The sequence below is a fragment of the Paenibacillus psychroresistens genome (assembly GCF_009728935.1).
Classification (GTDB): Bacteria; Bacillota; Bacilli; order Paenibacillales; family NBRC-103111; genus Paenibacillus_AC; species Paenibacillus_AC psychroresistens.
On the sequence record NZ_CP034235.1, the window covers coordinates 32,202 to 56,438 of the forward strand.

The window sequence follows — 24,237 nt, forward strand, 5'->3', positions numbered from 1 at the left end:
TACCTCCTATATATTTCAAAAAAACAATTAGTTTAAATTTAATTTATGCCCTTTAAAAAAGCAACGAAAAACTAACAAATTATGCTATTATCAGAAAAGGGAGGTGGCGAATCGGAGATGGAAGAACAAGAAGTCAGAGAAGTCAAAGAAGTGCAGGACAATCAATCTAAATTAAGATTTACAGATGTATTGGTCATATTGTTAAGTGCCTTATATGTATGGGATTGGCTGGAGTATCCGGGTCTGCATGTTTCTCGTGTCGTTGCTGTAGCTGTATTGGCGATATGGTGGACGTTGTTTGTGCTTAAGCTGCTGAAACGCTAATTCTATAATAGAAACAGAACGACCTGTTGCTTATTGCGAACAGGTCTTTTTTCTGTTGTATTTTGCTAAAACTAGTGTTGTTTCGACACCGCGCTTCGCTAAACTTTTTGCAGAGAAGTCCATATACTGAGTTTAGCTGGTCGAATATCGCTTTAATTAGGGCGTATTTTGCGAAAAGATGATCTTATCTGTCGGTAAGAATCTTTAATGCGGTTGGATCAATAGGAGGAGAATGGCTATGTACACCTGGAATAATTCGAAAAAGCTTTGCGGGTTACAGATCATGGATACACATGTAAGAATGATAGAGCTGATAGAGGAAGGCAAACAATTGCAAGCGGGACGCAGATATACGATGGAGCTTCCTCCATGCAGTGTTATCAATGGAATTATTAAAGAGGAAGCAGCTGTTGTGAGTTGTATAGAGACTATGGTTAAGACGCTGGAAATGCAGGCTGCCCAAGTTCATTTAATCATTCCGACATCCCATAGAATTACCCGTAAATCAATTCCAATTGCCTTAGAGACTCGCGAGTTTAAGCAATTAATGGAGAAGGATAGTCTGAATGTAAATTATAATCCGCAAGTTAAACACGCCATCCATAATTACGTTCGTTTGGGATCACCCCTGCAGCTTTCTCAGCAAGAAGACGTGCTAACTATTGCTACTTCAGCTGAAACGATTCAGGGCTATCTGGAGGTTGTCAAAAAAGCTGGCTTGGAGCTGTTAACCATAGAGCCGACGTTATTTTCATTATATCGAGCTATTTTTAGAAATTGGCAGGATTCGAATAAGGGGATGTCTCAACGATTTGTACTGGTGCAGTCCGACTTAGGGTTTAGTGAAATTAGTGTCTTTGATCGAGGGGTACCGGTATTTACTTTCGTAATAAATGGCGCTGACTATGCTTCTATTAAAGCATATACCTATGATCTGCAAATGGAGTTTAAGCGGATTCTGAGTTATTTTAGACAGGCTGTATTCTCGGACCCCAAGGATCTGCGCGACCTTTATTTAGTGGGCGAAATGGACTGGCTCAAGAAGCTGCTGCAGCCGGTAAGCATGATGTTCGAGGGCAATATGACCTTGCTTTCACTTGTAGATTTAATGAATACCTGCGAAATGGTAAGCGATCCCTATGCTGCTGAACTTGGGTTAACGGAGCGGGGGGCTTGAGGTTATATTAGATGTAGTGAAACATCCATCGACTAAATCCTAACAAAAAGAGCCTATAAACAACGAGCCTTTGCGATTTCATGCAGGGGCTTTTTTGTTGTCTATGGCTTCATTGGCATTATCTAGTATGGCGTTCCCGAACGGAATTGAACCGATATCTACCCTTTAGGAGAGGGTTACTCTATCCATTTGAGCTACGGAAACGCGGCAAAAGTCATTATAGCACATAACAGCATGGAAGCGAAAGTGGTATACAAGCTAAGGTTTTTACTTATAAACAGGAACTAAGCGACTGGGACTTTTGGCTTGTCATAAATTAATGCGATTTGTCAAAAGAAGTGTTGTTTCGACATCACACTTCGATAAACTTTTCAAGATTTATTACTTATACTTGTCCAATAGTCAATCACAGCACGAGTCCGCGCAACCAAATAGAGAGCAGGGGGGTGCAAATGGTGAAGAATCAACACAAAGACTTGAAGCATTTAGTCGGATGCCGTTTGAAAAAGGATATTTATAGCAATAAGGGGGTTCTCGTGCTGTCGGAAGCAATGATTTTGACAGATGAACACATTCACCAAAGCATATTGCATGGGGTGGGCTTATCTATAAGTGATATTGTGATGGAAGACGACAAGAATATGGATCTTGTTATTGATGAAGCGCTTGATCAAGTTAAGAGTATTTTTAGAAATGTTAGACATACGAATCGAATTCCTTTAATAGACATTAGAAGGAAGCTTATCCCAGCTATTAACAAAATTACGGAAAATTCAGGGCTTTTCGGTCTGCTTAACGATCTGCAAGCTAAAGATGACTATACATACTATCATAATATTGGAGTTTCGATTATCGCTACAATGATTGGCAAATGGATGCAGCTCAGCCCACAAGAGTTATCCATATTGTCAGTAGCCGCTTTTTTACACGATATTGGCAAGCTAATGGTACCTAAAGAAATATTGAACAAAGCAGGTAAGTTAACCGAGGATGAGTTTGAAATTATGAAAAAGCATACGATTTATGGCTACGAAATTATTAACAATACAATAGGGTGTACACATAGGCACGCGCTAATAGCGTTACAGCACCACGAGCGTGAGGATGGAAGCGGTTACCCACTTGGCTTAAAGGGAGATAAAGTAGATATTTTAAGCAAAATCGTTGCTGTAGCTGATGTATTTCACGCCATGACTTCAAAAAGGGTATATCATGACGCTATCCCGTTTCATCAAGTGCTGCAGAAAATGCAGAAAAATGCCTTCGGCAAATTAGATCCAACTATAACAACTTTATTTATGGAAAAAATCATGAGCACGACGATTGGCAATGAGACGGTACTAACAGATGGCAGACGAGCTAAAATTGTCATGATTAATCCATCTAACCGTATGAATCCATTGGTTAAAATCAATAGTGATTTTGTTGATTTAAGCCAGCATCATAACTTAAACCTAGCTCAAGTCTTGGGCTAAGGCTTTGGATTGTTTACGAAGCCTCCGAAAAAAGTCAGATAATAACTCACTGCACTCGACTTGCAATATATTCTCAATTACTTCCACCTGATGATTAAATCGTTGCTCCTGTAGAAGATTCATTAAAGTACCAGCACAGCCAGCTTTAGGATCTGGCGTGCCAAAGATCACTTTAGGTATACGAGCTTGCACAATGGCTCCTGCACACATAGGACAAGGCTCCAAGGTTACATATAAGGAACAATCCAATAAGCGCCATGCACCTAATGCTAGACTTGCTTGGCGAATCGCAATCATCTCTGCATGGGCAGTCGGATCTAGAGTGGTTTCTCTCGTGTTATAGCCCCTGCCGATGACTTGCTCGTTATACACAATAACAGCTCCAATAGGTACTTCATTTATAGCTTCGGCTTCTTTAGCCGCTTGAATGGCTTCTTGCATCCAGTATTCATGGGTGTTCATTTGGTGTCTCCTTTTTTTCCGAACATTCATTCGTTGTTAACATGTTGTGCATAACTTTGTGGATAACTTTGATGTTTACGAAAACTTATGCAGTCATTCAAGGTTGAATATATACATATAGTACTCTATTTCATTGAAGTATTCCCTAAATAAAGGTATACTTTGTTGAAATACCACAATGAAAAGGCAAACTTATTGAAAGATAAGGACGCAAAGCTGAGGGTCTAAGATAATCTAAGCGTTAGATTATAATGATAGCCTGGCTGCCCATAATTGTCCTACCTATTCGGATTATTAACAGGCTGCCCTCAGGGACAGCTTTTTTGCGTCAAATTATATACGAAATTAATGGATTAGCATAGAAAGAAGGTAATGTAATATGGTTGAAGACCGCTCAGCAGAAAATTTGGAATTAGGATTTAAAGAAACCCAAGAGCCGAATATGTCTATTTTGGTACACTGTAGAACGGTTGTGGAAAAAAAGGATTATGTATCCACGGGTATATTAACATATGCGGAAGGCGATATGGTAGAGGTTGAAATTGGGGATTATCAATTATTTGATTTGGGCACGATTGTTAAACTAACTATCTATACGCCTGCAGGAATTTTTATGTTCAATACGACCGTTATAGCTAAAGACGTTGGTTTTCTCATACTTATTAATCCACCAGAAAACCGTCGGAAATTTTCCGAGAAACGCAAAGAAACACGTATTGAAATGGACAAAAACGGTTATCTGCACGGTGTATGTTCTCAGGGCAGCTCAGAAATGAAAGCTTTTGCAGAACCGATAGATGTGTTGATCAGCAATATTAGTCAAAGCGGGATTGGCTTTACTGTGAATGGTGATTTGGAGTTGAAAATAGATGAACACATAGAGGTAGCAGCTGAATTGGGCATAAATCTATCCTTTAGAGCCCAAGTTGTTCGCGTGGAAAAACTAGAAGCCATTTCTCAATATGGAGCAGAAATAATTGAAATTCATCCTGATCAGAATAAAGCTTTACGTGCATTTATCCTAAAATCACAGGTTGTAAATCGCGCATCACTAAAAAAAGCAGAAAACCAAAAAAGGGTTTTTAAATAAAATAATTCATCAACTGGAGCTATCGAAATCACTCGATAGTTTTTTTATTTCAGACGACTTTGGTAAAATCAGGTTCTTTTAACGGTATAATGGGTATGGATCTCTTGAACAAGTATATTGGAGGTGTGTTATGAAACCGATCCAAAGATCGGCTCTGCGTCTCAAGTGTGGTAAAGCGTACTATACACTTAAAAGATATATGGAATGGCTGCTAGAAAATAAGAAGTTCGCGCGAACGCTTAGGGAAAACAATCTAACCTATCCAATCTTTGAGCATCGAACGCCGGTATTGCGCAAGCTGAAGGATGTAGATATGTGGCTGCAGCACAATAAAATTATTAATTTAAAAATAGCGGTCGAGAAATTAAATGGTATTGTACTCCTACCCGGCGAAACGTTCTCTTATTGGCGCTTAATCGGTAAACCAACACGTAAAAAGGGCTATGTCGACGGGATGGTCTTATATTTTGGTAGTTTTCGTTCGGATGTAGGTGGTGGACTCTGCCAGCTTTCTAATTTAATTTATTGGATGACGCTGCACTCACCACTCACTGTTGTTGAAAGGCATCGGCATAGCTACGATGTTTTTCCTGATGCCGGAAGGACTCAGCCCTTTGGCAGTGGGGCAACCTGTGCTTACAATTATCTGGATTTACAAATACGCAATGATACCGATCAGCCTTACCAGCTCCAGGTAACTGTCGGTGATTCTGATCTAATAGGGGAATGGAGATCTGAGGTTAAATCGCGCTACCGGTATGAAATTTATGAAAAAGAACATTTGATTAAATCCGAATATTGGGGCGGCTATACGCGACACAATCTGATTTATCGGCGAATTTGGAATGAAGAGGGACTCTGTATAGCAGATGAAGAAGTTGCAGAGAATCATGCTTTAATGATGTATGAGCCGTTATTGAAAGAAGTTTGCGATTCATGAAGTAGTTACTATATAATATGAAGGAATGATAGATTTATAAAGTGAAGGAGACTAATAATATGGGTTACCAAGCTAGTTCAGCAAGGTATGATACGATGAAATACAATAGATGTGGCAAGTCAGGAGTTAAGCTACCGGCGATTTCACTGGGCTTATGGCATAATTTTGGTGGCGTCGACAATTTTGAGAACGGTCGGGCAATGCTGCGAAGAGCGTTTGATTTAGGAATTAACCATTTCGATTTAGCTAATAATTACGGACCTCCAGCAGGCTCAGCTGAAGAAATGTTTGGGCAAATGATGGCTGGTGATTTTGCATCTTATCGCGACGAACTGATTATTTCCTCCAAGGCGGGATACTACATGTGGCCAGGACCTTATGGGGAATGGGGATCCAAGAAATATCTGGTTTCTAGCTTGGATCAAAGCTTGAAACGGATGAAATTGGATTATGTGGATGTTTTCTACTCACATCGCTTTGATCCAGAAACGCCTTTGGAAGAAACCATGGGTGCTTTGGATTTACTTGTTCGCCAAGGTAAGGCTTTATATGCAGGGATTTCAAGCTACAGTCCGGAGCAAACAGCAGAAGCAATCCGCATTCTGAAGGAATTGGGTACACCTATGCTGATTCATCAACCGGTTTACTCTTTATTGAATCGTTGGGTCGAGGATGGACTTACGGATGTTTTGGATGAAAATGGCGTCGGCAGCATCGCATTCTGCCCACTTGCTCAAGGATTGTTGACGAACAAGTATGTGACTGGAATACCATCAGATTCACGTGCTGCTAACACAACGAGCTCGTCCCTAAATTCTAAGGATGTAACTCCGGAGAAGCTGGAACAAATTCAGCAGCTAAATGACATTGCTAAAGATCGCGGACAAAGCTTAGCGCAAATGTCGCTTGCTTGGGTGTTGCGCGGAGGGCGAATTACTTCAGCTTTGATCGGTGCAAGCCGTGTCAGTCAGATTGAGGAAAATGTCGCAGCCTTGAACAACTTAGAGTTTTCGACTGAGGAATTAGCTAAGATTGATGCTGCTTTGCAATAGTTTGTTTATTATATATCTCCTTCATTTCAGTCGTTTTGCTGAGGTGAGGGGGATTTTTTCTATTATGAAGTCCCTCCCAATAAACCGCACAGTGACTTTAGCAGTATTCTGCTATATAATTAAAAGGATATTTTGTAGAACATGAGGAGTTGTATGTAAGATGGCTTTGAAAGCGGGAATTGTCGGACTGCCCAACGTAGGGAAATCGACTTTATTTAATGCAATTACACAGGCTGGAGCTGAAATGGCCAATTATCCTTTTTGTACCATTGACCCTAATGTTGGTGTGGTTGAGGTACCGGATGAGCGCTTGCAGCGTTTGGTTGAGATTGTAACACCTCACAAAACGGTGCCAACGGCATTTGAATTTATTGATATAGCAGGAATTGTTAAGGGTGCGAGCAAAGGCGAAGGCTTGGGCAACAAGTTTCTTCAGCATATTCGCGAAGTGGATGCGATTGTCCATGTTGTTCGTTGCTTTCAAGATGATAACATTACGCACGTTTCCGGTAAGGTTGATCCACTTGGTGATATCGAAACGATTAATCTGGAATTAATTCTAGCTGATCTGGATCAGTTGGAGAAGAAGATTGAACGCTCACGCAAAAATTTAAAAGGCGGCGACAAAAAAGTCGTAGCTGAAGTAGAATGCTTAGAGCGAATTAAAGAAGCATTGTATGCCGACAAGCCAGCGCGCAGCTTGGAATTGTCCGATGATGAAAAGCTGATCGTACGAGATCTGCATTTGTTGACGATGAAGCCAGTGTTGTATGCAGCGAATGTCAGTGAAGATGAGGTAGCTAATTCGGACGACAATCCTTTTGTAAAAATTGTCCGTGATTTTGCTTCGGCTGAGGGCGCAGAAGTTATTCCAATTAGTGCCAAGGTGGAATCCGAGATTGCTGAGCTCGACGGAGATGACAAGGCTATGTTCTTGGAAGAGCTTGGACTTAAGGAGTCTGGTTTGAATCGCTTAATTAAAGCGGCATACCGTGAATTAGGCTTATACACTTACTTTACTGCAGGTGTACAAGAGGTTCGGGCATGGACGATTCACAAGGGTACTAAAGCTCCACAAGCAGCTGGCGTTATTCATACAGATTTTGAGCGTGGATTTATTCGTGCTGAAGTTGTGAGCTATGAAGCCTTATCTACGAACGGTTCGATGGCTGCTGCTAAGGAAAAAGGCTTAGTACGATTAGAAGGTAAAGAGTATCTGGTACAAGATGGCGATGTTATGCATTTCCGTTTTAACGTTTAGCTAAGCATACGATTTGCGAGAATGACACGGCTGTTTTAGTCGTGTTTATTTCTAATTGGTAGGCCCGTTTTTATTGACATCCCCCTGCCAAAGGCATAAAATATATAGATCTATCTAAAAAAGTAAAACGGAAAATAAGCTCAAGGAGTGTGCAATTGTGTTAGATCGCCTACAATCACTAGCCGGACGATACGAGAAACTAAGCGAGCTGCTTAGCGATCCAGATATAGTCAATGATACTAAGAAACTAAGAGAGCTTTCCAAGGAGCAATCGGATCTGCAAGAGGTTTTCGAGGCTTATACCGAATATAAATCCGTTATGGAACAGTTTGACGCTGCTAAGGAAATGCAGGGTGAAAAGCTGGACGATGATATGCGTGAAATGGTCAAAATGGAGCTTGATGAGCTCACCACTCGTAAAGACGAGCTTGAAACAAATATCAATTTATTGATGCTTCCTAAAGATCCTAATGATGATAAGAATGTCATTGTAGAAATACGTGGAGCAGCCGGCGGGGATGAAGCAGCGCTTTTTGCAGCTGATTTATATCGGATGTACACACGTTATGCAGATGTGCAGGGCTGGAAAACCGAGATAATGGACGCTAATCTTAATGATTTAGGTGGTTTTAAAGAAGTAATCTTTATGATTACCGGTAAAGGTGCCTACAGCAAAATGAAATACGAGAGCGGAGCCCATCGTGTGCAACGGATTCCTACGACGGAGTCAGGTGGACGGATTCATACCTCTACTTCAACGGTTGCAGTTATTCCAGAAGCGGAAGAAATTGAAGTCGATATCCGAGATAGTGATATTCGCGTCGATACTTTCTGTTCAAGCGGAGCAGGCGGACAATCGGTTAATACAACTAAGTCAGCTGTACGTGTAACGCATGTACCAACCGGAATTGTAGCTACTTGTCAGGATGGCAAATCACAAAACAAGAATAAAGATATGGCGATGGCCGTATTGCGTGCTCGTGTTTATGATAAGTTCCAGCAGGAAGAGCAAGCGAAGTATGATGGTGAAAGAAAGAGCAAGGTCGGTACAGGCGATCGCAGCGAACGGATTCGGACTTATAACTTTCCGCAAAGCCGGATTACCGATCACCGCATCGGGTTAACTTTGCACCGCCTAGAAACCGTAATGAACGGCGATATGGCCGAAATTGTAGCTGCTTTGACTATGGCTGCACAAGCAGAATTAATGGATAGCAAAGGGGAATAACCCAATATGAACGGACAGCCAATGACGGCACGTGAAGCCTATATTGAGGCTTCTTCTTTTTTACGGTTGAGGCAGGTTCCAGATGCAGCGATTTGTGTGGAGCTATTGCTTCAGCACCTTATGCAGTGGGATCGCTCGACGATGCTGATGCGCTTTGAAGAGCCTTTTCCGCAAGCGAAAATGAGTGAGTGGCTGCTGCTTGTGGAACGCAAGGCTGCTGGAGAGCCCGTGCAGTATATCATTGGTGAACAAGAGTTTTATGGTTTGCCTTTTCAGGTAAATGCGGCTGTGTTAATTCCGCGTCCAGAAACGGAGCTATTGGTGGAGCAGGTGGTTAAGCGAGGGAATGAGCTCTGGCCTGGGGGTGCACCCAAATTGGTTGATATTGGTTCGGGAAGCGGCGCAATTCCTATTACCATTGCAGTTCAATGTCCGCTATGGCAGATAAGCAGCTCGGATATCTCACTTGCTGCCTTAGAAGTGGCTCGAGCCAATGCAGAGCTTAATGGCGTTGCTGCAAAAATTAACTTTTCACAAAGTGACTTGTTGGATGTTTATATTCAGGAGCAGCAGCAGATTGATATCTTAGTCTCTAATCCACCTTATATTGCTTCAGGTGATATTGAGGAGCTGCAGCGGGAAGTCAAAAGCTTTGAGCCACGGTTGGCTTTGGATGGTGGAGCAGATGGCTTGATCCTCTATCGTCGGATGTGTGAACAGCTTATGCAGCTTCCTGCGTTTCCGCGTTTAGTTGCATTTGAAGTCGGTCAGGGACAAACAGAAGCGGTCAGCCAAATGCTAGCTGATCTGCAAAACTGGGAGCAAATTGAAGTAATTGTGGATTATGCAGGGATTGCGAGGCATGTGATAGCAGTTAAGAAGCTTTAGCGTCTATTTCTTGATTTGGTCATCCGCATGTAAGTGAAAATGGCGGCAGCCATCATGGCAATAAAGGAAAGGTTACTTGTTAAACCTTCTGATGCCGAAAAGAGCGAACAAATGAAAGTTGTAAAGTTTTTGGCAAAAAAGGCCACAGCTAAAATTAACAAAGGGCGCATAATATTAAATTTTCTCAAGTGAATTACCTCCATAGTAGTAATTTCTGATGTTTGATTCGAGCATTCTTCCTAATCTCATACAAAGAGTCTAGCACAGATTGTTCCAATTCCCAAACTGGTAAAGGATTAATAGTTTCATAGGTTTAGTCCTCCACGTTGCTGACCATACTAATGGATATGGAAGCATTATGAGGAGGACTTACAAATGAAGGTGCAATTAGCGGTTAGACAGTGGTTTCTTATGGTTTTTGCAATTATTATACTTATAACTTGTTGGGAATCTAATCGCAATAATATCGCTTTAGCTGATTCAGCAATTCCTGAGCAATCGATTCGCTTGCGGATTCTAGCAAATTCGGATTCAATAGCCGATCAAGTGATGAAACGTAAAGTGCGTGATGTCGTTATAGCTCAAATGAATACATGGGTTAAGGAGCCAGACGGGATCGAATATGCTAGACGCGTGGTAAGAGAGCAATTACCAGCTATGCAAATGTTAGTTCAGAAAGAGTTAGCTTCACATGGTTATAATTATGGGGCACAGGTAGAGCTTGGTCAGGTACCTTTTCCAACAAAAATGTATGGCAATCGTGTTTATCCTGCGGGTGAATATGAGGCGCTGCGGATTACTTTAGGACGTGGGGATGGGCAGAACTGGTGGTGTGTCTTGTTTCCGCCGTTATGTTTTGTGGATGCTATCTCTGGCGAAGCAGTAGGCAAATCGACTATCTCTGAGAAATCAGTTTCATCCACCATTCAGATTAAATCCAAAAAACAAATCCACTTCTACTTGTGGGACAAAACAAAACAGCTTTTTAAATTATAAGTATAAATTTTTTGCTTATACGGATCTTATAATTCCGGACAAACGCCGTCTTAAAAGACGGCATAGCCGTTTATCCTTGCTTAAGCCAATTTAAGAAGCTGAAACCATGCAATTCGTGACAAATGTAGAGCGGACAGGCTATAATGACAAGAAAAACTTAAGGATTGAACAGATATGACCAACTATTGGGTAGTCGCTCTTACGGATTCGGCAGAACATCCTTACATTCAAGCGGCAGCAGAGCTTCTTCGCTCAGGTAAATGTGTCGCGTTCCCTACAGAAACGGTATATGGTTTAGGGGCAGATGCGACGAATACTAACGCTGTTGAGAATATATACAAGGCAAAAGGACGGCCAACGGATAATCCGCTGATCGTCCATATTTCACATGTCGATCAACTAAATACGCTTGTAACAGAAGTGGATGAGGTTTCTCAGCTCCTGATCGATGCGTTCTGGCCAGGTCCGCTTACGTTGGTGCTTCCCGTCAAGCTAGGAGCGGTATCGCCGCTTGTGACAGCCGGTCTATCCACTGTAGCCGTGCGGATGCCAGCGCATCCTATAGCACTTCAGCTGATTGAAGCAGCAGGCTGCCCGCTTGCGGCACCTAGCGCCAATCGTTCTGGCCGGCCGAGTCCGACACGGGCTGAGCATGTGCGCGATGATCTGGATGGTCGGATTGAAGCTATTATCGATGCAGGACCTACAGGTGTGGGTGTGGAATCAACCGTAATTGAAGTCGTAGATGGGCGCATACATTTGCTGAGACCAGGCGGTATTACGAAGGAGCAGCTGACGGCTTTTGGTACAGTACTTGAAGCTGGAGCTCAAGATATTGAAGCTGGAATAGCAGCGCCTAAATCACCAGGAATGAAATATGCGCATTATGCTCCGCAAGGGATCCTAACCCTTGTCAAGGGAGGCTCGATAGAGCAGGTTGCCTTGCAAATTCAGCATATGATTGATCTAGCTCAAGCTATGGGTCATTCAACAGGAATTCTCACATATTCGGAGCACAAAAATAGATATCATGCAGATCTTGTTGCGTCTTGCGGCAGCTTAGCTCAGCCGGATTCTACAGCTCACGAGCTGTTCGCAGCCTTGCGCAGCTTTGATGACGCTAACATTTCCTTCATAGTTGCCGAAGCCTTTGCGGATAAAGGAATTGGCTCGGCGGTTATGAATCGCTTGGAGAAGGCTGCAGGTGAAAGAATTCTCAGATTATTATAAAAAATTGTAAAGACAATGGGAATTTTAGTGTATAATAAACAGTAGTAACACATGAGAGGTGAACCTGCATGGATGTGAAAGAATATTGCCCTACAGTAGACGCTACACAGATGCTGACTAAACGTTGGACAGTTTTATTAATTAAGAAGCTGTTAGAGGGACCCCAACGCTTTTCTGAAATGGAAGGGTCACTTCTCATTAGCGGCAGAATTTTATCGGAGCGACTTCGTGAATTGGAAATGGAAGAGCTAATTAAACGGCATGTTTATCCAGATATTCCAGTTCGTGTAGAGTATGATTTAACAGATAAAGGCAGGGCATTGAAGCCAATCATTCAAGAAATTGAAGTATGGGCCAGAGCTTGGGTTAAGCAAAGACCCGATGGCAGTCAAGAATTGTGTCCAGGAGAAGTTTCCTGTACAGAATAGTCCATAATATATGTAGAGCTAGTAGAGGGGCGATCCCCTTTCTACTGGCTCTTTTTTAACTTGCTTCGAGCAGCACATCAGGTATCTTTCCTAGTTTGTCCGCATATCTTGAGAGAAGATCATGTGGACAAGGAGGTACGGTATGTCGGCTGCAGTTGCGCAATGGGGGCAATTTTTTACGCTTTTTTTGATGGCCTTCGCATTGGGCTTGGATGCTTTTTCTCTGGGTCTTGGTATTGGGTTAAGAGGCATTCGGTTGATGGATATTCTAAAAATAAGCGTCGTTATTGCGTTGTTTCATATGTTTATGCCTTTGTTTGGTTTTTTTATGGGCAATTATCTTGGTTTGTTATTAGGCAGCGTAGCCAATACAGTAGGGGGGATACTGTTGGTTTTGCTTGGTTCGCATATGGTATATAGTGCAATCCGTGGAGATGCTGTAAAATCCTTTGATTATCGAACGATCTGGGGCTTGCTGTTATTTTCATTTATGGTCAGTATTGATGCGTTCTCTGTAGGTGTTTCACTTGGTATTTTTGCCACCGACTTGTTGCTGGCTGTGCTCCTATTTGGTTTGTTCGGGGGAGGCATGTCCATTGTAGGCTTGCTGCTCGGTAGAAAATTAGGTCATTGGGTTGGCGGTTATGGGGAAGCTTTCGGGGGGGCTATTCTTTTCGTATTTGGATTAAAATTTCTCATTTGATATAATTGTTTTTAAGATATAACTAAGTTATGGGGGAGGTGGCTTTCATGATAACCAATATATTATTCGTCTGTACTGGGAACACGTGCCGAAGTCCAATGGCAGAAGGGATTCTACGGCAAATGGCAGACAAGAGAGGTTTGGCTCTAACTGTTCGTTCGGCAGGCATCGCTGCTGCGCAGGGTGCGCCCATGTCACGCCATTCCGCCACGATTTTGGAGAAACAAGGGATCAGCATTAGGCATAGTGCCCAAACGGCAACTAGTAAGCTCATTGATTGGGCGGATTTAATTTTGACGATGACGGTCAACCATAAGCGTGCTGTGATTCAAGCCTATCCACAGGCATTAGATAAAATTCATTTGCTCAAAGAATATGTGGAAGACAACCCTGAGGTATTATCCCGTATTGCGGAGAGTGAAAGCTTCTACTCTGAATTGGAAATGAAGCGGGTGCTGTCGCAGCCTATTAGTGTATTGGAACGTCAACGAGTGTGGGAGCTGGAAAATCGCTTGCCGGATTATGATATTTTCGATCCATTTGGAGGCACTTTGGCAGATTATGAACGATGTGCGGAAGAGCTCCAACAGCATGTTACTAAGCTTTTAAAGAAGCTGAATGATGCAGAGCGGAGATAAGATATTTTTGTAAATGATCATTTTTATGTGCGAGTGGATCTTTACACCTTATGCTCAATTGCGGTACAATAAGACTAATGATTGAGAAAGAACGAATCTCGACTTGATGTAACTGGCGACTAGTGGAACAACCACAATGGAGCATCAAGACATAAGGCCGGTCGCCTGGGCAAAGAGCAACGACGTGCATGCACGCGTGTGCTCTTTTTCTATTTTTTGTCGGTTTGGGCTATAATATGGACATACGAGGTTAGGTTCCAGAAGATGCTTACGAAGAAAGTTTGTTATTGCGAACTCTGCAAATGCTTACGATGATAGTTTTCTAACGAAAACTCTAAGGAGGAATTACGGTGAAAGTTGCGATTGGCGCTGATCATGGTGGGTTTCGATTAAAAGAGGAATTGAAAGGCTTTATCGTTTCTTTAGGACATGAAGTGGATGATGTTGGCAGTTATTGCGCTGATGCAGTCGATTATCCCGATTACGCACTTCCGGTTTGTGAGAAGGTCGTTTCAGGCGATGCCGACCGCGGAATACTTATATGCGGCACAGGTATTGGAATGACGATTGCCGCTAATAAAATTCCGAGCATTCGCTGCGCTTTGGTGCACGATATGTTCTCTGCAAAAGCTACGCGGGAGCATAATGACTCGAATGTGCTGGCTATGGGTGAGCGAGTCGTTGGTCCTGGAATCGCTCAGGAAATTGTCCGCATTTGGCTCGAGACCGAATTTTCGCATGCAGCTCGTCATGAACAACGCATTGGCAAGGTCACGTCGTTGGAAGATAAATTTACGATTCACCCATAAAATTAACGGGGATGATCACATGCACAATCAGGCGCAGGATCAAGTAGAATCGCAAGCGGACTCCTTCATTCATTGGGAGTCTATGGCAGATCAGATGGAAACCGTGTTAACCGAGCTAATTGAGGCGGGAAGCATTGAAGCAGGGCAAATCATCGTCTTCGGGACAAGCACCAGTGAAGTCATGGGCAGCCATATTGGCACTTCGGGTTCCCTACAGGTGGCAGGGCAGCTTTATCTAGGAATTGAGCGAGTTCGCCAAAAAATCGGCTTTTATCCAGCTTTTCAATGCTGCGAGCATTTAAATCGTGCGTTGTTGCTGGAGAAAGAATGTTTGCTGCAATATCCTGGGCTGGAGCAGGTTTCGGCTATTCCCGTTCCAAAGGCAGGTGGCGCAATGGCCTCCTATGTACATTCGCAGCTGCAGCAGCCTGTTCTTGTAGAAACCATACAAGCTCATGGCGGAATTGATATCGGAGGAACCTTAATTGGTATGCACCTTCGCCGAGTGGCAGTACCTTTTCGCTCATCCATACGTGTTATTGGCCATGCATCGGTGCAAGCAGCTTACACGCGACCCAAACTAATCGGCGGCATTCGTGCTGTTTATACGATAAGCGTTTAATACCTTTAATAAAAACCAACCTTAGGAGGAATTATACATGGAAAACTTACACAAGCAGGATCCGAGTATTTTTGAAGCTATTAACCAAGAACTAGGTCGTCAACGGGACAAAATTGAACTAATTGCTTCGGAAAACTTTGTAAGCGAAGCCGTTATGGAAGCAATGGGCACTGTTTTAACTAATAAATATGCAGAAGGTTACCCAGGTAAACGTTTCTACGGTGGCTGTGAATATGTAGATGTTGTTGAGCAAATCGCTATCGATCGTGCTAAGGAAATTTTTGGTGCTGAGCATGCAAATGTTCAACCGCATTCCGGCGCACAAGCTAATTTGGCTGTTTACTTAGCAACTGTAAAACCAGGCGATACGATTCTTGGGATGAATTTAGCACATGGCGGTCATTTAACACACGGTAATCCAGCTAATGCATCGGGTCTTTTGTACAACTTTGTGGCTTATGGCGTGGACGAGAAAACTTTCCGTATTGATATGGATGAAGTACGTAAAGCAGCATTTAAGCACCGTCCTAAATTAATTGTTGCTGGAGCAAGCGCTTATCCGCGTGCGATTGATTTTGAAGCCTTTGCTCAAATTGCTAATGATGTAGGCGCATTGTTCATGGTGGATATGGCTCACATTGCTGGTTTAGTAGCGGCTGGCTTACACCAAAGCCCAATTCCTTATGCGCATTTTGTAACAACGACTACTCATAAGACTTTGCGTGGACCTCGTGGAGGTATGATTTTCTGTCGTAAAGCATGGGCAAGAGAGATCGATAAAGCCGTTTTCCCTGGAACACAAGGCGGACCTTTGATGCATGTGATCGCGGCTAAAGCTGTTTCCTTCGGTGAAGCCTTACAACCAAGCTTCAAAACATACGCAGCAAATGTCATCACCAATGCACAAGTATTAGCTGAAGCGCTTATGGCTGAAGATTTAAACATAGTTTCAGATGGTACGGACAATCATTTATTGCTTGTGGATTTGCGTAATATCAACCTTACTGGTAAAGTTGCACAAAACATTTTGGACGAAATCGGCATTACCGTTAATAAGAATGCCATTCCTTTTGACCCAACAAGCCCGTTCATTACCAGCGGTATTCGAATTGGTACAGCTGCTGCAACATCACGTGGTCTGGATCAAGAAGCAATGAAGGGCATCGCGAAGATTATCGGATTGACCTTGAAGAACCCTACGGACCATGCTTCACAAGAAAAAGCGCGTGTTATGGTTAAGGAAATTACTGATAAATTCCCTATGTATCCAGGGCTTCAATACTAGGAATAAGATTATTAAATAAACAAATTATTACCAAATGAGGTGCAGCGATGCGCCTTTTTTTGATTTCAACTTATTCTATTAACCTTCCTGTGGTATACTATACGAGGCAAAATACGTCGCAGGAGGAAAGTTCATGGGAAAAGTAATCGTATGCGATCATCCATTGATTGTACATAAATTAGGCTTGATCCGAGATGAGAATACAAAATCAAAAATGTTCCGCGAGCTGGTCGATGAAGTAGCCGCTTTAATGGCCTTTGAATTGACTCGGAATTTTACATTGCAGAAAACCACAGTTAAGACTCCTGTAACTACAACAGAGTGTCTAATGCTTTCTGAAAAAATGCCAGTTCTGGTACCTATTCTTCGTGCAGGCTTGGGTATGGTGGATGGTATATTAAAGCTAATACCCACAGCGAAGGTAGGTCATATTGGCTTATATCGCGACCCAGTAACCCTGCAAGCAGTAGAATACTATTACAAAATGCCATCTGATTCAGCCGAAAGAGAGCTTATTGTAATTGATCCCATGCTGGCGACGGGCGCTTCTGCTATTGCAGCAATTAGCATGCTCAAAGCACGCAACTGTACGCGAATTAGACTCTTGTGTTTGATTTCTGCACCCGAAGGGATTAAAGCTCTTCAAGAAGCTCATCCGGATGTGGATATTTATACAGCGGCTATCGACGAGTACTTGAATGACCATGGATATATCGTTCCAGGCCTAGGAGATGCTGGAGATCGTTTGTTCGGAACGGACTAAATATCCGCAAAATGGATAATTAAGCTAATAAAGGGGAAATACAAATGAAACGAATTAAAGTTATGACTGTATTCGGCGTACGTCCCGAAGCTATCAAAATGGCTCCATTGATTCTAGAGCTCCAACGCCACCCTGAACAAATTGAGTCAATTGTATGTGTAACTGCACAGCACCGCCAGCTTTTGGATCAGGTATTAGAGGCGTTCCAGATTAAAGCGGATTATGACTTGGATGTAATGCAAGATCGACAAACCCTGCAAGAAATTACGGTGCGTGTGCTTCAAGGACTTGAGCCGGTACTCCGTGAGGTCCAGCCGGACATTATTTTGGTGCATGGTGATACATTGACTACGTTCCTTGCAAGCTATGCAGCTTTTATGCAGCAAATTAAAGTCGGGCATGTTGAAGCGGGATTACGCACATGGAATAAACTAAATCCTTATCCAGAGGAAATGAATCGACAATTAACGGGAGTTTTGGCAGATTTGCATTTTGCCCCAACCAGCTGGTCGGCAGGTAATTTGCTTAAGGAGAATAAAGCAGAAGCGACCATTTTTACAACAGGCAATACCATTACGGACGTTCCTCAATATACAGTTCGCGAAGATTACACGCATCCGATGCTGGATTGGGCTAAAGGCAAACGATTGATTCTAATGACTGCTCATCGTCGTGAATCACAAGGTGAGCCACATCTCCAAATTTTCCGGGCTGTTAAACGGATTGCCGATGAGTTTGATGATATTGCGATTGTTTATCCGGTGCATCCAAGTCCTGCAGTTCGTGAGCCTGCTCATGAAATATTAGGCAATCACCCAAGGATTAAGCTGATCGAACCTCTCGATGTTATGGATATGTATAATTTTTATCCGCATACTCATTTAATTTTGACCGACTCAGGTGGCCTTCAGGAAGAGGCTCCTTCATTCGGAGTTCCAGTTTTGGTTCTGCGTGAAACGACAGAAAGACCAGAAGGTGTCGAAGCAGGCACTTTGGAATTAGTTGGTACAGATGAAGAGTTTGTTTACACGAGAGCGAAAGCGTTATTGACTGATTCTGAGCTGTACGAGCGAATGAGTCGTGCTGCAAATCCATACGGCGATGGTAGCGCATCCATCCGCATTGTACAAGGAATTCTCCATTATTTTGGGCTAGCAGAGCAAAGACCGGAGCCTTTTACAGGGAAATAAGACAAAAAGGTGACACTGTACAGTTGAACTGTTTGGTTTATATTACTAAAAATCCTTGACCCATAAGGCTTCGCCGATTTCCGTTCACGAAAAGTTTGAATTTGAATCAATTGACAAACCTTACATTACTTCGATAAAATGAATGAGGATTAATAGAATCAAGCATAATCCGTAATGTCATCTTTTAAGATGGCGTTTGTCCGGAATTATAAGATTCGCATAAGTAACAACTTATACATTCTTATAATTTGAGAACGCTTTGCAAATGAGGGCTGGAAGTGAAGGAACCGAATCGTAATGATAATCCATGGAGAGCTGCGGGTTTGGTTGGCGCAATGGGCGCTGATTTAGTCGTGTGCACTTTGGGAGGCTATTACCTCGGAAACTACATTGGAAGCCGATCGGGCGCAGAGACATTTTGGATGATTACGGGTTTATTGGTTGGCCTAGCGGTAGGCGTCATCAGTATTATATTTTTAATTAAATATTATACGGAGGGCTAGAACAAGCATGAATGACATAACAGCTCTTCAGAAAACCGTGACGCGCATTACCTTTTGCTTCTTATCTATCTGTTTTCTTGGATGGGCATTCCTACCTCAATATGCGGGCTATTTATCCGGTTTAGTTATTGGAAGCTCCGCAAGCCTGATTAGCTTCAACTTCCTCGCATGGAAAATTCGGAGGCTCACGGATAAGCTCCTTCTCCAAAACAAACGTAGAGTTAATATCGGATTTTTTACTCGAGCTGCGGTAGCGCTTTTGGCCGTAGTCATTTCCTTAAGGTATGAGCAAGTGGAATTAGTGGCAACTGTAGTAGGTTTGTTTTTCGCGCAAACAGCAGCATTTGTAGTAGGTATAATATCTTCACGCAAAAATGGAAATAATGGTTAAAATCATGGTGGTTCTGGAAAGGGGTGAAACAGAAAAAAATGGATCATATTGCACCGTATATTAAGATTTTTGGTATTAGCTTCGACTTATCCATTATCCTTATGTTGGTCGTCACTTGTACAGTCGTGTTCGTACTTGCTATGCTTGGCACACGTAAAGCATCTGTTACTAATCCAAGCAAAATGCAGAATTTTGTAGAATGGATTGTAGAATTCGTCGAAAACATTATTGGTAGCTCAATGGAGAAAAAAGTAGGAAGACCTTTCCTTATGCTAGGGATTACCTTGCTTATGTTTATCTTTGTAGGAAATATGTTAGGGCTGCCGTTTGCAGTCGTTACAGACCATGAACACCCAGCGAAGATTTTTGGACAAGAATTTGTCTCACAGTTAACACTGGATGAGGGGCATGCTGAAGCGGTGAAAAAAGGCGAGGAGTACCATGGTGCATCCGTGCTTTGGTGGAAATCACCAACAGCCAATTCATCCGTCACAATGGGATTAGCTGCAATCGTTATTCTTTTAAGTCATTTCTTGGGGATTTTTAGGAATCCGCGGAGTTACTTTAAGCATTATGTTGAACCGAATGTCGCGTTCTTACCTATTCATTTAATTGAACAAGGGTCGAAATTACTTACACTTGGTCTTCGTTTATTCGGGAATATTTTTGCCGGAGAAGTCATGATTGCCGTAATTTTGGGCTTAGGGGTTTGGGGAATACCGGCATTGATTGTATGGCAAGGCTTCAGTATTTTCGTAGGCTCAATTCAAGCTTATATCTTTGTAATGCTGACGATGGTTTATATTTCACAGGTTATGCCGCACGACGAGAAACATTAATCTAAGCCCTGATAGGATTGCAGCCAATGGCCAGTATGAATTTCAGGAAAAGATAGTATTAAAATTAACCAACTATTCTGAGGAGGATATAACAAATGGGAGCTTTAGCATTAGTAGCAGCAGGTATTGTATTTGGTTTAGGAGCATTAGGAGCAGGTATTGGTAATGGTTTAATCGTAGGTCGCGCACTAGAAGGTATTTCACGTCAACCAGAACTTCGCGGAGTATTGCAATCCACAATGTTTATTGGTATTGGTCTAGTAGAAGCAATGCCTATTATCACCCTAGTACTTGCCTTTATTTTCTTGGGTAAAGCATAAGAAATTTATAGTTTGGGCGCGGTAGCAAATGCTTCCACGCCTTCGCTTTGTTCGCAAAATTGTTATTTTTTCAGAAGGGAGTGACCTATTTTGATTAAGTTGTTTGAACCTTCATCATTTTTTGTAGCCATTGCTGCGTTTCTAATTTTATTTTGGCTATTAAAAAAATATGCGTTTGGACCTTTGTTCGGCATTATGGAAGAACGTAGAATTTTAGTGCAAAGTCAATTGAGCAATGCGGAAAGTAACCGTCTGCAATCGGAAAAGCTGCTTACTGAACAGAAAGAAGCGATTATCGAGGCGAAGAAATCAGCGTATGATATTCTAGAGCAAGCAAGACAAGCAAGTGGTCGCCAAGCAGAGGAATTGATTCATTCTGCAAAAGCGGAAACGGTTCGTCTTAAAGAAGAAGCTTTGAAGGATATCGAGAATGAAAAAGACAAAGCTGTTGCTGCATTACGCAGTCAAGTTAGCGCATTGTCCGTCATGATCGCTTCCAAAATTATTGAAAAGCAAGTGGACGCAAAGTCACAAGAGCAATTGGTTGAGCAGTACCTCAAAGAGGTAGGAGGCAAGCAATGAGCACTGATACGATCGTAGCAAAGCGGTATGCTAAAGCACTTTTTGAACTGGCTAAGGAAAAGAATGAGGTTGCGCAAGCAGAGGCTGATTTACAAGCCATTGTCTCCTCGATTTATGACAACGCCGATTTACAGAAGTTTCTAAGTCATCCGAATATTGATTCATCGAAAAAAACAGCCTTTTTGGATACTTTGTTTCAAGGCAAAGTCTCAGACGCTGTTCTAAATACGGTAAGCTTGCTCGTCGATAGAAGACGTGAAGGCATTTTGCAAGAGGTTTTAACAGATTACATTAAAATCGCTAATGAAGCTTTGGGGCAAGCAAAAGCCATTGTTTCCACACCGATTGAGTTAACTGAAGTAGAATCACAGCACATTGCTGCAAGCTTCAGTCAGCTAACTGGTAAGAAAATTCAAGTGCAACAAGTGATAAATCCAAGTCTACTTGGAGGCATTCAAGTCCGCATAGGGGACCGTTTATATGACGGCAGCTTATCTGGCAAGCTACAAAGATTACAAGCATCGTTCAAGTAACGAAAGCACTACTTAAGATAGGGGTGAGGTTAGTTGAGTATCAAGCCTGAAGAAATTAGCACGCTTATTAAAAGCCAAATTGAGCAATATAAGTCGGATATTCAAGTCGTGGATGTCGGTACAGTCATTCAAGTTGGTGATGGTATTGCCCGCGCACACGGTTTAGAAAACGTTATGGCTGGAGAATTGTTGGAGTTTTCAAACGGAGTTCTCGGGATGACGCTAAATCTAGAAGAAAATAACGTCGGTATCGTTATTCTAGGACCTTACACGGATATTCGTGAAGGCGACCAAGTTAAACGTACTGGACGTATTATGGAAGTTCCTGTAGGCGAAGAATTACTAGGTCGTGTTGTCAATTCATTGGGTCTACCTTTGGATGGCAAAGGACCAATCAATACTACACAATTCCGTCCTATTGAATCACCAGCACCAGGTGTTATGGCCCGTAAGTCCGTTCATGAGCCTATGCAAACAGGAATTAAAGCTATTGATGCGATGGTACCAATCGGACGCGGACAACGCGAATTGATCATTGGTGACCGTCAAACCGGTAAAACGGCAATTGCGATTGACACGATCATTAACCAAAAAGGCAATGGCGTGAAATGTATTTATGTAGCTATCGGGCAAAAGCAATCTACTGTAGCCGGCGTTGTTGAAACATTGCGTAAGAATGGTGCAATGGACTACACAATCGTTGTAACAGCTAGTGCTTCCGAGCCATCACCGTTGTTGTTCCTTGCTCCTTATGCAGGCTGCGCAATGGGTGAATACTTCATGTACAAAGGCGAGCACGTTCTAATCATCTATGATGATTTGTCCAAGCAAGCTGCAGCTTACCGTGAGTTATCTTTGCTATTGAGACGCCCACCAGGTCGGGAAGCTTACCCAGGAGACGTTTTCTACTTGCATTCTCGTTTACTAGAGCGTGCTGCTAAGCTTAATGATGATCTAGGCGGTGGATCTTTAACTGCATTGCCATTCATTGAAACACAAGCAGGCGATCTTTCAGCTTATATTCCTACAAACGTTATTTCCATTACAGATGGTCAAATATTTACGGAAGCTGACTTGTTCTATTCAGGTCAACGTCCAGCAGTAAACGTTGGTCTTTCAGTATCCCGTGTTGGTGGTGCTGCTCAGATTAAAGCGATGAAGAAGGTAGCGGGAACGTTACGTTTGGATTTGGCTCAATATCGGGAGTTAGCTGCATTTGCTCAATTTGGATCTGACTTAGATAAATCTACACAACAACGTCTAAACCGTGGTTTACGTACGTTAGAAGTTCTGAAGCAAGGGGTTAATCAGCCTTTATCGGTTGAAAAGCAAGTAGTTATTATCTATGCGGCAGTTAAAGGCCATTTGGATGAAACACCAGTTGTGGATATTAGCCGTTTTGAAAAAGAATTTTTGGCATACTTGGATGCTTCTGAGCCTGAAATTCTAACATCCATTCGTACAACCAAAGATTTAACAGCCGACAATGAGAAAGCTCTCGTTGATGCCATAAAGAAATATCTAAAAGGATTTGCTGCATCGGTCTAATCGCCATAAGGCAGCTGCCTTGATGGTACATTCGCCCGAAGGTCTAATCTAGTGAGGTGAAACATGTATGGCTAAAGGAATGCGCGATATAAAACGCCAAATTAAGAGCGTTCAGAATACGAAGCAAATTACTAAAGCGATGGAAATGATTGCAGCATCGAATCTGAGAAAAGCTCAGGCTAGTGCTGAGGCAGCCCGTCCTTATGCGGAGAAGATCCGCGAGGTAGTTGCTAGTATTGCAGCTGGCAGCAAAGGCGTCAAGCATCCTATGCTCGTCACTCGTGAAGTCAAGAAAACGGGTTATCTCGTTATTACTTCAGATCGTGGACTTGCAGGCGGATTTAATGCCAACCTTTTGCGTAAGGTGATGAATACAATACGCGCCAATCACAAGTCAAGCAGTGAGTATGCGGTCTTTGTTATTGGACGTAAAGGTAGAGATTATTTTAAAAAGCGGAATATTGAGATCATTGATGAAGTTACGGGTCTAGTGGATAATGTTAAGTTTTCGGATATCAAATCGATTGCAGCATCAGCCGTTCGTAATTTTGAAATAGGTTCATATGACGAGTTATATCTAGTTTATAATCAATTCGTTAATGCACTTTCCCAAGTGCCTGTAGAGAAGAAATTGCTGCCGTTAGCCCAAGAAACGACTTCAACCTCAGCTGTAACTAGCTATGAGTATGAGCCGTCACCTGAAGGAGTCCTTGAGGTGCTTTTGCCAAAATATGCAGAAACCATCATTTACAGCGCAGTATTGGAAAGTAAAGCAAGTGAATTCGGAGCAAGAATGACAGCTATGGGCAGTGCAACGAAGAATGCAACGAAGATGATTTCCTCGTTGACCTTGATTTACAACCGTGCACGTCAAGCCGCAATTACCCAGGAAATATCGGAAATTGTTGCAGGCGCTAACTCACAAGCTTAATTCAGTTGATGTTATAAATTTGCCGAGCT

29 protein-coding genes, 1 tRNA gene and 2 riboswitches are annotated in these 24,237 nt (G+C 42.5%); of the genes, 27 read left to right on the forward strand and 3 right to left on the reverse strand.

All coding sequences use genetic code 11. From position 1 onward, the window contains the following. Nucleotides 1-117: 117 nt before the first annotated feature. Complete coding sequence (locus tag EHS13_RS00165) at nt 118-324, forward strand: hypothetical protein (RefSeq protein WP_155698249.1); 207 nt, start codon at nt 118-120, stop codon at nt 322-324. A 238-nt stretch (nt 325-562) separates the two neighbouring features. Continuing rightward, the gene (gene pilM, locus EHS13_RS00170) at nt 563-1,501 is read left to right on the forward strand and encodes a type IV pilus biogenesis protein PilM (protein ID WP_162462909.1); all 939 of its coding nucleotides are present in this window, start codon (nt 563-565) and stop codon (nt 1,499-1,501) included. 128 nt (nt 1,502-1,629) lie between these two features. On the opposite strand, the gene EHS13_RS00175 is transcribed toward pilM, so the two are convergent. Then, nucleotides 1,630-1,705, reverse strand: a tRNA-Arg gene (locus EHS13_RS00175). A 248-nt stretch (nt 1,706-1,953) separates the two neighbouring features. Between EHS13_RS00175 and EHS13_RS00180 the strand changes: the two genes are divergently transcribed. After that, nucleotides 1,954-2,976: an HD-GYP domain-containing protein gene (locus EHS13_RS00180; RefSeq protein WP_155698252.1), complete on the forward strand. Its 1,023-nt coding sequence runs from the start codon at nt 1,954-1,956 to the stop codon at nt 2,974-2,976. Here the strand turns inward: EHS13_RS00180 and tadA are convergent. Next, nucleotides 2,956-3,438 carry a tRNA adenosine(34) deaminase TadA gene (gene tadA / locus EHS13_RS00185; protein WP_155698254.1) on the reverse strand — a complete coding sequence of 161 codons (483 nt, stop codon included), beginning with the start codon at nt 3,436-3,438 and terminating at the stop codon, nt 2,956-2,958. The two genes, EHS13_RS00180 and tadA, sit on opposite strands and share 21 nt — an antisense overlap. A gap of 175 nt (nt 3,439-3,613) precedes the next feature. Further along, a riboswitch (cyclic di-GMP riboswitch) is annotated at nt 3,614-3,709 on the forward strand. 108 nt (nt 3,710-3,817) lie between these two features. On the opposite strand from tadA, the gene EHS13_RS00190 reads away from it, so the two are divergent. The 6 genes from EHS13_RS00190 (at nt 3,818) to prmC (ending at nt 9,897) form a co-directional block, all read left to right on the forward strand. Continuing rightward, complete coding sequence (locus EHS13_RS00190) at nt 3,818-4,528, forward strand: PilZ domain-containing protein (protein WP_155698256.1); 711 nt, start codon at nt 3,818-3,820, stop codon at nt 4,526-4,528. A 130-nt stretch (nt 4,529-4,658) separates the two neighbouring features. After that, nucleotides 4,659-5,468 carry a VanW family protein gene (locus EHS13_RS00195; protein ID WP_155698257.1) on the forward strand — a complete coding sequence of 270 codons (810 nt, stop codon included), beginning with the start codon at nt 4,659-4,661 and terminating at the stop codon, nt 5,466-5,468. 59 nt (nt 5,469-5,527) lie between these two features. Continuing rightward, a complete protein-coding gene (gene mgrA / locus EHS13_RS00200) occupies nt 5,528-6,520 on the forward strand; it encodes an L-glyceraldehyde 3-phosphate reductase (RefSeq protein ID WP_155698258.1) in 993 nt (330 codons plus the stop codon). Between the two features lie 160 nt (nt 6,521-6,680). Beyond that, entirely contained in the window at nt 6,681-7,781 is a 1,101-nt protein-coding gene (gene ychF, locus EHS13_RS00205) for a redox-regulated ATPase YchF (protein WP_155698260.1), read from the forward strand. A 157-nt stretch (nt 7,782-7,938) separates the two neighbouring features. Beyond that, nucleotides 7,939-9,009, forward strand: a complete 1,071-nt coding sequence (gene prfA, locus EHS13_RS00210) for a peptide chain release factor 1 (RefSeq protein ID WP_155698262.1) — start codon at nt 7,939-7,941, stop codon at nt 9,007-9,009. A 6-nt stretch (nt 9,010-9,015) separates the two neighbouring features. Then, nucleotides 9,016-9,897, forward strand: coding sequence for a peptide chain release factor N(5)-glutamine methyltransferase (gene prmC / locus EHS13_RS00215; protein WP_155698264.1), 882 nt, complete (start codon nt 9,016-9,018; stop codon nt 9,895-9,897). Here prmC and EHS13_RS00220 read toward each other — a convergent pair. After that, entirely contained in the window at nt 9,894-10,085 is a 192-nt protein-coding gene (locus EHS13_RS00220) for a hypothetical protein (RefSeq protein WP_155698266.1), read from the reverse strand. The genes prmC and EHS13_RS00220 overlap by 4 nt on opposite strands. 187 nt (nt 10,086-10,272) lie before the next feature. Here EHS13_RS00220 and spoIIR point away from each other — a divergent pair, with 187 nt between their 5' ends. The 18 genes from spoIIR (at nt 10,273) to atpG (ending at nt 24,208) form a co-directional block, all read left to right on the forward strand. After that, nucleotides 10,273-10,893 carry a stage II sporulation protein R gene (spoIIR, locus tag EHS13_RS00225; RefSeq protein ID WP_155698267.1) on the forward strand — a complete coding sequence of 207 codons (621 nt, stop codon included), beginning with the start codon at nt 10,273-10,275 and terminating at the stop codon, nt 10,891-10,893. 174 nt (nt 10,894-11,067) lie between these two features. Further along, nucleotides 11,068-12,123, forward strand: a complete 1,056-nt coding sequence (locus tag EHS13_RS00230) for an L-threonylcarbamoyladenylate synthase (protein WP_155698269.1) — start codon at nt 11,068-11,070, stop codon at nt 12,121-12,123. Nucleotides 12,124-12,191: 68 nt separating this feature from the next. After that, a complete protein-coding gene (locus EHS13_RS00235; protein WP_155698271.1) occupies nt 12,192-12,551 on the forward strand; it encodes a winged helix-turn-helix transcriptional regulator in 360 nt (119 codons plus the stop codon). A gap of 142 nt (nt 12,552-12,693) precedes the next feature. Then, nucleotides 12,694-13,254: a manganese efflux pump MntP gene (locus EHS13_RS00240; protein WP_155698273.1), complete on the forward strand. Its 561-nt coding sequence runs from the start codon at nt 12,694-12,696 to the stop codon at nt 13,252-13,254. Between the two features lie 47 nt (nt 13,255-13,301). Then, nucleotides 13,302-13,892, forward strand: coding sequence for a low molecular weight protein arginine phosphatase (locus EHS13_RS00245; RefSeq protein WP_319633412.1), 591 nt, complete (start codon nt 13,302-13,304; stop codon nt 13,890-13,892). Nucleotides 13,893-13,990: 98 nt separating this feature from the next. Beyond that, nucleotides 13,991-14,070: riboswitch (ZMP/ZTP riboswitch) on the forward strand. Between the two features lie 172 nt (nt 14,071-14,242). Beyond that, nucleotides 14,243-14,701 (forward strand): ribose 5-phosphate isomerase B, encoded by a 459-nt coding sequence (gene rpiB, locus EHS13_RS00250; RefSeq protein WP_155698274.1) that lies wholly within the window; start codon nt 14,243-14,245, stop codon nt 14,699-14,701. A 19-nt stretch (nt 14,702-14,720) separates the two neighbouring features. Next, the gene (locus tag EHS13_RS00255) at nt 14,721-15,323 is read left to right on the forward strand and encodes a TIGR01440 family protein (protein WP_155698276.1); all 603 of its coding nucleotides are present in this window, start codon (nt 14,721-14,723) and stop codon (nt 15,321-15,323) included. Between the two features lie 37 nt (nt 15,324-15,360). Continuing rightward, nucleotides 15,361-16,608, forward strand: coding sequence for a serine hydroxymethyltransferase (gene glyA / locus EHS13_RS00260; protein WP_155698278.1), 1,248 nt, complete (start codon nt 15,361-15,363; stop codon nt 16,606-16,608). A 133-nt stretch (nt 16,609-16,741) separates the two neighbouring features. Beyond that, nucleotides 16,742-17,371, forward strand: a complete 630-nt coding sequence (gene upp, locus EHS13_RS00265) for a uracil phosphoribosyltransferase (RefSeq protein WP_155698280.1) — start codon at nt 16,742-16,744, stop codon at nt 17,369-17,371. A 44-nt stretch (nt 17,372-17,415) separates the two neighbouring features. Beyond that, the gene (gene wecB / locus EHS13_RS00270; protein WP_155698282.1) at nt 17,416-18,561 is read left to right on the forward strand and encodes a non-hydrolyzing UDP-N-acetylglucosamine 2-epimerase; all 1,146 of its coding nucleotides are present in this window, start codon (nt 17,416-17,418) and stop codon (nt 18,559-18,561) included. Nucleotides 18,562-18,839: 278 nt separating this feature from the next. Then, on the forward strand, nt 18,840-19,064 hold the full coding sequence (locus tag EHS13_RS00275; RefSeq protein WP_227013727.1) for an AtpZ/AtpI family protein: 225 nt from the start codon (nt 18,840-18,842) through the stop codon (nt 19,062-19,064). A 7-nt stretch (nt 19,065-19,071) separates the two neighbouring features. Then, entirely contained in the window at nt 19,072-19,455 is a 384-nt protein-coding gene (locus EHS13_RS00280; protein WP_155698284.1) for an ATP synthase subunit I, read from the forward strand. Between the two features lie 38 nt (nt 19,456-19,493). Further along, the gene (gene atpB, locus EHS13_RS00285) at nt 19,494-20,294 is read left to right on the forward strand and encodes a F0F1 ATP synthase subunit A (protein WP_155705164.1); all 801 of its coding nucleotides are present in this window, start codon (nt 19,494-19,496) and stop codon (nt 20,292-20,294) included. Between the two features lie 95 nt (nt 20,295-20,389). Beyond that, entirely contained in the window at nt 20,390-20,614 is a 225-nt protein-coding gene (atpE, locus tag EHS13_RS00290; protein WP_155698286.1) for a F0F1 ATP synthase subunit C, read from the forward strand. A 90-nt stretch (nt 20,615-20,704) separates the two neighbouring features. Further along, nucleotides 20,705-21,196 (forward strand): F0F1 ATP synthase subunit B, encoded by a 492-nt coding sequence (atpF, locus tag EHS13_RS00295; protein WP_405083543.1) that lies wholly within the window; start codon nt 20,705-20,707, stop codon nt 21,194-21,196. Further along, entirely contained in the window at nt 21,193-21,729 is a 537-nt protein-coding gene (locus tag EHS13_RS00300; RefSeq protein WP_155698288.1) for a F0F1 ATP synthase subunit delta, read from the forward strand. Before atpF ends, EHS13_RS00300 begins: the two co-directional genes overlap by 4 nt. A 33-nt stretch (nt 21,730-21,762) precedes the next feature. Next, nucleotides 21,763-23,277: a F0F1 ATP synthase subunit alpha gene (gene atpA / locus EHS13_RS00305; protein ID WP_155698289.1), complete on the forward strand. Its 1,515-nt coding sequence runs from the start codon at nt 21,763-21,765 to the stop codon at nt 23,275-23,277. Between the two features lie 67 nt (nt 23,278-23,344). Beyond that, a complete protein-coding gene (gene atpG, locus EHS13_RS00310; RefSeq protein WP_155698291.1) occupies nt 23,345-24,208 on the forward strand; it encodes an ATP synthase F1 subunit gamma in 864 nt (287 codons plus the stop codon). The last annotated feature ends 29 nt before the right edge of the window (nt 24,209-24,237 follow it).

What these genes read in the sequence shown, in the direction of transcription:
- EHS13_RS00165 (WP_155698249.1), top strand. Translation starts at nt 118, where the DNA reads ATGGAAGAACAAGAAGTCAGAGAAGTCAAAGAAGTGCAGGACAATCAA.
- pilM (WP_162462909.1), top strand. Translation starts at nt 563, where the DNA reads ATGTACACCTGGAATAATTCGAAAAAGCTTTGCGGGTTACAGATCATG.
- EHS13_RS00180 (WP_155698252.1), top strand. Translation starts at nt 1,954, where the DNA reads ATGGTGAAGAATCAACACAAAGACTTGAAGCATTTAGTCGGATGCCGT.
- tadA (WP_155698254.1), bottom strand. Translation starts at nt 3,438, where the DNA reads ATGAACACCCATGAATACTGGATGCAAGAAGCCATTCAAGCGGCTAAA.
- EHS13_RS00190 (WP_155698256.1), top strand. Translation starts at nt 3,818, where the DNA reads ATGGTTGAAGACCGCTCAGCAGAAAATTTGGAATTAGGATTTAAAGAA.
- EHS13_RS00195 (WP_155698257.1), top strand. Translation starts at nt 4,659, where the DNA reads ATGAAACCGATCCAAAGATCGGCTCTGCGTCTCAAGTGTGGTAAAGCG.
- mgrA (WP_155698258.1), top strand. Translation starts at nt 5,528, where the DNA reads ATGGGTTACCAAGCTAGTTCAGCAAGGTATGATACGATGAAATACAAT.
- ychF (WP_155698260.1), top strand. Translation starts at nt 6,681, where the DNA reads ATGGCTTTGAAAGCGGGAATTGTCGGACTGCCCAACGTAGGGAAATCG.
- prmC (WP_155698264.1), top strand. Translation starts at nt 9,016, where the DNA reads ATGAACGGACAGCCAATGACGGCACGTGAAGCCTATATTGAGGCTTCT.
- spoIIR (WP_155698267.1), top strand. Translation starts at nt 10,273, where the DNA reads ATGAAGGTGCAATTAGCGGTTAGACAGTGGTTTCTTATGGTTTTTGCA.
- EHS13_RS00230 (WP_155698269.1), top strand. Translation starts at nt 11,068, where the DNA reads ATGACCAACTATTGGGTAGTCGCTCTTACGGATTCGGCAGAACATCCT.
- EHS13_RS00235 (WP_155698271.1), top strand. Translation starts at nt 12,192, where the DNA reads ATGGATGTGAAAGAATATTGCCCTACAGTAGACGCTACACAGATGCTG.
- EHS13_RS00240 (WP_155698273.1), top strand. Translation starts at nt 12,694, where the DNA reads ATGTCGGCTGCAGTTGCGCAATGGGGGCAATTTTTTACGCTTTTTTTG.
- EHS13_RS00245 (WP_319633412.1), top strand. Translation starts at nt 13,302, where the DNA reads ATGATAACCAATATATTATTCGTCTGTACTGGGAACACGTGCCGAAGT.
- EHS13_RS00255 (WP_155698276.1), top strand. Translation starts at nt 14,721, where the DNA reads ATGCACAATCAGGCGCAGGATCAAGTAGAATCGCAAGCGGACTCCTTC.
- glyA (WP_155698278.1), top strand. Translation starts at nt 15,361, where the DNA reads ATGGAAAACTTACACAAGCAGGATCCGAGTATTTTTGAAGCTATTAAC.
- upp (WP_155698280.1), top strand. Translation starts at nt 16,742, where the DNA reads ATGGGAAAAGTAATCGTATGCGATCATCCATTGATTGTACATAAATTA.
- wecB (WP_155698282.1), top strand. Translation starts at nt 17,416, where the DNA reads ATGAAACGAATTAAAGTTATGACTGTATTCGGCGTACGTCCCGAAGCT.
- EHS13_RS00280 (WP_155698284.1), top strand. Translation starts at nt 19,072, where the DNA reads ATGAATGACATAACAGCTCTTCAGAAAACCGTGACGCGCATTACCTTT.
- atpB (WP_155705164.1), top strand. Translation starts at nt 19,494, where the DNA reads ATGGATCATATTGCACCGTATATTAAGATTTTTGGTATTAGCTTCGAC.
- atpE (WP_155698286.1), top strand. Translation starts at nt 20,390, where the DNA reads ATGGGAGCTTTAGCATTAGTAGCAGCAGGTATTGTATTTGGTTTAGGA.
- EHS13_RS00300 (WP_155698288.1), top strand. Translation starts at nt 21,193, where the DNA reads ATGAGCACTGATACGATCGTAGCAAAGCGGTATGCTAAAGCACTTTTT.
- atpG (WP_155698291.1), top strand. Translation starts at nt 23,345, where the DNA reads ATGGCTAAAGGAATGCGCGATATAAAACGCCAAATTAAGAGCGTTCAG.